Origin of the sequence: Halomonas sp. 707D4, from assembly GCF_024158685.1 — a bacterium.
Classification (GTDB): Bacteria; Pseudomonadota; Gammaproteobacteria; order Pseudomonadales; family Halomonadaceae; genus Vreelandella.
Genome location: NZ_JAMZBD010000401.1, coordinates 1 through 2,840 on the forward strand (window position 1 = coordinate 1; position 2,840 = coordinate 2,840).

A 2,840-nucleotide genomic window follows, 5' to 3' on the forward strand; every position below is an offset into this window, starting at 1 on the left:
AAGCGGCGATCCCCCTTGGCGGGCTGGATCAGCGGCGTCACGGCTTCGCCGGCCAGCGCGCGCATGCCCTGCTGCCACAGGAGCCACTGATCCTGGGCCAGGCGGGCCTGGGTCTGCCAGACGAGCGCCGGGTTGCCCATCAGCGCCTGGGCGGCCGCCTCGAAGCTCGCGCGCATGTCGCTGTAGACCGAGTCGGCGGCCTCGCTCGGCGCCATGCGCGCGAGCAGATCCTCCATCAGGCCCTGGTACTGCTCGCCGACCTCGTCGAGAACGCGCTTCCACGCGCTCATCTCCTCCTGGGTAAAGCCCTGCGCTGCCCCGCTCCACGCTGATTGCATCGTCCCCTCCCCCTGCCTCACCTGCCCGTTGGCGTGCGTCCCAAAAAAAGACGGCGCCCGAGGGCGCCGTATGCGTTCGCGATCACTTCTTGCGCGTGGACTGGCTGGACGCCTGGGCCCCGGGGGCGCCCTTGACGGCGGCATCGGCCTGTTCGCGCATCTGCTGGCCGGCGGCGTTGGCCTGCTCGCCCATCCGGCGGCCGGTATCGCTGAACAGCTTCTCCATCTGGGACTTGAACTCGAGGCTCATCTCGCTCATGGCGCGAGCGTCTTCCTGCATCTGCTGGGAGAGTTCCTTCATCATCTCGGCCTGCTGGGAGCCGAAATCGCGCAGGCTGTCGGCGTCGTCGATCTCGGTGGCGCGGCGCAGGCGGTCGGTGCCCATCTGGCTATAGCGCTGCATAGCCTCGAGCTGGTAGTGGGTGAGCTTTTCCATGTTGTCGAGCATCAGTGCGTTCATCCTGCGCATCGGCTCGAACAGCTGGCGGGTCTGGCCGTTGAAGGCGTCGAACATCTTGTCCTGCATGATCCTGGCTCCTCTGGAAAGTCAACAGAAAGCGATGCGCGCGCTGCATCGCCATGTACTGCGCATTCGCACGCCAGCAAAGAGGCCACCATCCTGCATCCCTCGAGCGACCGCCCGGCCACCGCGCCGTATCTCATAGTCATACGTTTGCGACACGCGCTCGTCAATAGGCGCGGTTAACGCTCTTTCGACTCGACGCGAGCGCCGCCGCTACTCCAGAGCGTAGCGGCTGGCTCGGCGCTGCGCAAAACCGCGCGACCTACTTCTCGCGCGTGCTGGCGCGCGAGCGTGACGCGGCACTCGCGCGGCGCTTCGGGGTGGCGTCTTGTGGTGCCGACGACTCGTCGGGCGCCTCTGACGCCTTGGCGCCGGCGCTGCTGGCCTGTCTGAGCATGTCCAGCATCATCTGCTGATAGGTGCCGAAGTGGGCGAGCCCCTGAGAGAGGCCCTGCTGCATCATCGGCTGCTGCAGGAAGGGGCGCATCAGGCTCATCGGGTCGTAGCCCTCCACCCCGGACTCCATCTGGCGCTGGATGTTGTCCAGCAGGTGCTGCTGGAAGGCTTCGACGTCGGGAAGCCCCAGCGACTGGCGAAACTCTTCCGGCGTCAGGTCGAACTCGACGTTGATCTTCATGGCCCACTCCCCTGTCGGTGATCGTTGTCGTGGCGTCTTTCGAGTGTAGCAGCGCGGCTCAGCGCTGGCCGAGCCTTGGCGTGCCGACCGTGACGTCGCCGTTCTGGCCACGATGGCGCAGCAGGTGATCGAGCAGCGTGATCGCCATCATCGCCTCGGCGATGGGGGTCGCGCGGATGCCCACGCAAGGGTCGTGGCGGCCCTTGGTGATCACCTCGACCGGCGCGCCGTGCACGTCGATGGAGCGCCCGGGGGTGGTGATGCTCGAGGTCGGCTTGAGCGCGAGTCGTGCGACGATCGGCTGGCCGCTGGAGATGCCGCCGAGGATGCCGCCGGCCTGATTGGAGAGAAAACCCTCCGGGGTCAGCTCGTCGCGGTGTTCGCTGCCGCGCTGGGTGACGCTTTCAAAGCCGGCGCCGATCTCGATGCCCTTCACCGCGTTGATGCTCATCAGGGCGTGGGCGAGCTCGGCATCGAGCCGGTCGAACACCGGCTCGCCGAGGCCCACCGGCACGCCGTCGGCGATCACGGTGATCTCGGCGCCGATCGAGTCCTGGTCGCGGCGCAGCTGATCCATGTAGGCCTCGAGCTCGGCGACGCGGTCCGGATCCGGGCAGAAGAAGGCGTTCTGCTCGACGCTCTCCCAGCCCTTGAACTCGATTTCGATGGGGCCTAACTGGCTCATGTAGCCGCGCACCTGGATGCCGTGCCCGGCGAGCACCTTCTTGGCGATGGCGCCGGCGGCGACGCGCATCGCGGTTTCCCTGGCGCTGGAGCGCCCGCCGCCGCGGTAGTCGCGATGGCCGTACTTGTGGTGGTAGGTGTAGTCGGCGTGGGCCGGACGGAACTGATCCTTGATCTTCGAGTAGTCCTTCGAGCGCTGGTCGGTGTTCTCGATCAGAAGGCCGATCGAGGTGCCGGTGGTCCTGCCTTCGAACACGCCGGAGAGGATCTTCACCTCGTCGGCTTCCTTGCGCTGGGTGGTGTGGCGCGAACTTCCCGGGCGACGGCGGTCGAGCTCGACCTGCAGGTCCTGCTCGCTGATCTCGATCCCCGGCGGGCAGCCGTCGACGATGGCGCCGAGTGCCGGTCCGTGGCTCTCGCCGAAAGTGGTCACGCTGAAGAGTTTGCCGAAGGTATTGCCGGACATGGTGCTGGTTCCTTACGCAAAGGACGCCGCGTGGGCGTCGAGTTCCGCGGCGCTGATGGCGAAGACGCCCTGGCCGCCGTGCTCGAAATCGAGCCACATGAAGCCGACCTCGGGGAAGGCGGCCTCGACGTGGCGATCGGAGTTACCGACCTCGACGATCAGCCAGCCGTCGTCGGTCAGATGATCGCGCGC

The 2,840-nt window shown here is 67.0% G+C and carries 3 protein-coding genes and 2 pseudogenes; all 5 read right to left on the reverse strand.

Annotated features, from left to right (window positions below):
• A pseudogene (locus BIS11_RS14290) lies at nt 1-338 on the reverse strand (class I poly(R)-hydroxyalkanoic acid synthase); the annotation flags it as partial.
• 82 nt (nt 339-420) lie between these two features.
• Nucleotides 421-864 carry a phasin family protein gene (locus BIS11_RS14295; protein WP_253425325.1) on the reverse strand — a complete coding sequence of 148 codons (444 nt, stop codon included), beginning with the start codon at nt 862-864 and terminating at the stop codon, nt 421-423.
• A gap of 259 nt (nt 865-1,123) precedes the next feature.
• On the reverse strand, nt 1,124-1,498 hold the full coding sequence (locus BIS11_RS14300; RefSeq protein ID WP_253425322.1) for a hypothetical protein: 375 nt from the start codon (nt 1,496-1,498) through the stop codon (nt 1,124-1,126).
• 58 nt (nt 1,499-1,556) lie between these two features.
• Entirely contained in the window at nt 1,557-2,648 is a 1,092-nt protein-coding gene (gene aroC, locus BIS11_RS14305; RefSeq protein ID WP_253425320.1) for a chorismate synthase, read from the reverse strand.
• A 12-nt stretch (nt 2,649-2,660) separates the two neighbouring features.
• A pseudogene (locus tag BIS11_RS14310) lies at nt 2,661-2,840 on the reverse strand (50S ribosomal protein L3 N(5)-glutamine methyltransferase); the annotation flags it as partial.

What these genes read in the sequence shown, in the direction of transcription:
- BIS11_RS14300 (WP_253425322.1), bottom strand. Translation starts at nt 1,498, where the DNA reads ATGAAGATCAACGTCGAGTTCGACCTGACGCCGGAAGAGTTTCGCCAG.
- BIS11_RS14295 (WP_253425325.1), bottom strand. Translation starts at nt 864, where the DNA reads ATGCAGGACAAGATGTTCGACGCCTTCAACGGCCAGACCCGCCAGCTG.
- aroC (WP_253425320.1), bottom strand. Translation starts at nt 2,648, where the DNA reads ATGTCCGGCAATACCTTCGGCAAACTCTTCAGCGTGACCACTTTCGGC.